This is a genomic window from Rahnella sp. AN3-3W3, assembly GCF_003263545.1.
GTDB lineage: Bacteria > Pseudomonadota > Gammaproteobacteria > Enterobacterales > Enterobacteriaceae > Rahnella > Rahnella variigena.
In genome coordinates this window covers 1-2327 of record NZ_JYDG01000154.1, presented here as the reverse complement: position 1 = coordinate 2327, position 2327 = coordinate 1, and the positions used below count along the sequence as shown (strand labels likewise).

The 2327-nt window shown below is 54.9% G+C and carries 2 protein-coding genes; one reads left to right on the top strand and one right to left on the bottom strand.

What is annotated here, in order from left to right:
- Positions 1-55 precede the first annotated feature (55 nt).
- On the bottom strand, positions 56-721 hold the full coding sequence (gene yieH / locus UC15_RS25565; protein WP_112292034.1) for a 6-phosphogluconate phosphatase: 666 nt from the start codon (positions 719-721) through the stop codon (positions 56-58).
- A gap of 152 nt (positions 722-873) precedes the next feature.
- On the opposite strand from yieH, the gene UC15_RS25560 reads away from it, so the two are divergent.
- The gene (locus UC15_RS25560; protein WP_112292033.1) at positions 874-2211 is read left to right on the top strand and encodes an NCS2 family permease; all 1338 of its coding nucleotides are present in this window, start codon (positions 874-876) and stop codon (positions 2209-2211) included.
- Positions 2212-2327: the final 116 nt, after the last annotated feature.

Below are 2327 nucleotides of genomic sequence, written 5' to 3'. Positions count from 1 at the left end.
TCAGAACGGTACGCTGGCCGCCTGATGTTGAGCGTGAATCAACAACGGATCGCCCTTAACCCGTGATCTGATAACCCATCTTACGCCAGATCCCCGGCAGTTCGCGCATGTCGTGGAAAGTCGTCACCAGCGGGTGATCCAGCGGCGGGTTATGCGGATCGGCGCAGTAGTAAAACACCGGGATGCCTGCGGTGATCCCGGCCTGTGCGCCTGCCACGGAATCTTCTACCAGAATGCAGTTTTCCACCGGCACATTCATGACCTCGGCGGCTTTGTACAATACCGCCGGATCGGGTTTCCAGCGCTGTAAGTCATAGCCGCTGAATAACTTATCCCCCATAAAAGGCAGCAATCCGGTCAGGCCGAGAGAGTGCTGCATTTTGGTGACCGGGCCGTTGGAGACGACGCACATTGGCACGGTGATTTGTTCCAGTAACTCGCGTGCGCCGTCAATAGGTTCAAGTTTGCTGTCGAAAAAACGGGCAACATGCTGGCGAAACACCACTTCCATTTCTTCTTTCGGCACATCGATACCGTGCTCTTTATTCACAATCGCGACGATTTCGTAAAGTTTGACGCCTTTGTATTTCTTATACATTTCGTCGAAAGAAACCGTCACACCAAAATGCGCGAACATTTCGACGTAGGCTTCGCAGCACAACAATTCACTGTCCACCAGCGTACCGTCGCAATCAAAAAAGACACATTCAACCTGTGACATACTTTCTCCCTGTGAGCGTTTCATCTATTGGCGTGCATTATGGCACTGTACCCGAACGATAGATTTAATCCCATACATCCAGTGCTGGCGCTTTCGGGCTAAAATCCTTAGGATACCCCCCGATTGTTTTTCCCCCATTTTGGAACTCACCAATGAGCACACCACAGAGCAATGCGACTGCGGGTAAAGGTCTGGCTGAACGTCTGTTTAAACTGACGCAGCACGGCACCACCGTACGCACCGAAACTATCGCCGGTTTAACTACCTTCCTGACCATGGTCTATATCGTTTTCGTGAACCCGCAGATCCTGGGTGTTGCGGGGATGGATAAACAGGCCGTGTTCGTTACCACCTGTCTGATTGCCGCGTTCGGCAGCATCCTGATGGGCGTGATCGCCAACCTTCCGGTCGCTCTGGCACCGGCGATGGGTCTGAATGCGTTCTTTGCTTTTGTGGTCGTGGGCGCGATGGGCGTTTCGTGGCAGATCGGGATGGGCGCGATTTTCTGGGGCGCGGTCGGTTTGCTGCTGCTGACCATTTTCCGCATCCGTTACTGGATGATTGCCAATATTCCGGTCAGCCTGCGCGTGGGCATTACCGCCGGTATCGGGCTGTTTATCGGCATGATGGGGCTGAAAAACGCCGGGATTATCGTTCCGAACCCTGACACCATCGTCACCATCGGTAATCTGACCTCGCACAACGTGCTGCTGGGCGTACTCGGGTTCTTCATTATTGCCGTGCTGGCGTCGCGTAATTTCCATGCCTCGGTGCTGGTGTCGATTATTGTCACCACCGTGATTGGCCTGATGATTGGCGACGTGCATTACACCGGTTTCTGGTCGATGCCGCCGAGCATTACCACGGTTGTCGGACAGGTGGATCTGAAAGGCGCGCTGAATATCGGTCTGGCGGGCGTCATCTTCTCCTTCATGCTGGTGAACCTGTTTGACTCCTCCGGCACGCTGATCGGCGTGACCGACAAGGCCGGTCTGGCGGACGAGAAAGGTAAATTCCCGCAGATGAAACAGGCGCTGTATGTAGACAGCGTATCTTCCGTTGCCGGCGCATTTATCGGCACGTCTTCTGTGGGCGCTTACATTGAAAGCACCTCCGGCGTGTCCGTCGGCGGCCGTACCGGTCTGACTGCGGTTGTCACCGGTTTGCTGTTCCTGCTGGTGATCTTCATTTCCCCGCTGGCCGGCATGGTGCCGGAATACGCCGCAGCGGGTGCGCTGATTTATGTCGGCGTACTGATGACTTCAAGCCTGGCGCGCGTGTCATGGGATGACCTGACCGAAGCCGTTCCGGCGTTCGTCACTGCGGTGATGATGCCGTTCAGCTTCTCGATCACTGAAGGTATCGCGCTGGGCTTCATCTCTTACGTGGTGATGAAACTGGGCACCGGCCGCTGGAAAGAAATCAGCCCATGCGTGGTTGTGGTTGCGCTGCTGTTCGTGCTGAAAATCGCGTTCGTAGACGGGCATTAATCCGCTGACGTCTGCTTAACGCCGATAAAAAAACAGCCCGCATTTGGACTGACCCCATAAAGTTGGACAGTTCATGTTAAGCGGCTTTCAGGGCCCGGGTTCGGTATTCTACCGGA

Excerpts from the sequence above, each read along its gene's own strand:
- yieH (WP_112292034.1), bottom strand. The coding sequence starts at position 721 with ATGTCACAGGTTGAATGTGTCTTTTTTGATTGCGACGGTACGCTGGTG.
- UC15_RS25560 (WP_112292033.1), top strand. The coding sequence starts at position 874 with ATGAGCACACCACAGAGCAATGCGACTGCGGGTAAAGGTCTGGCTGAA.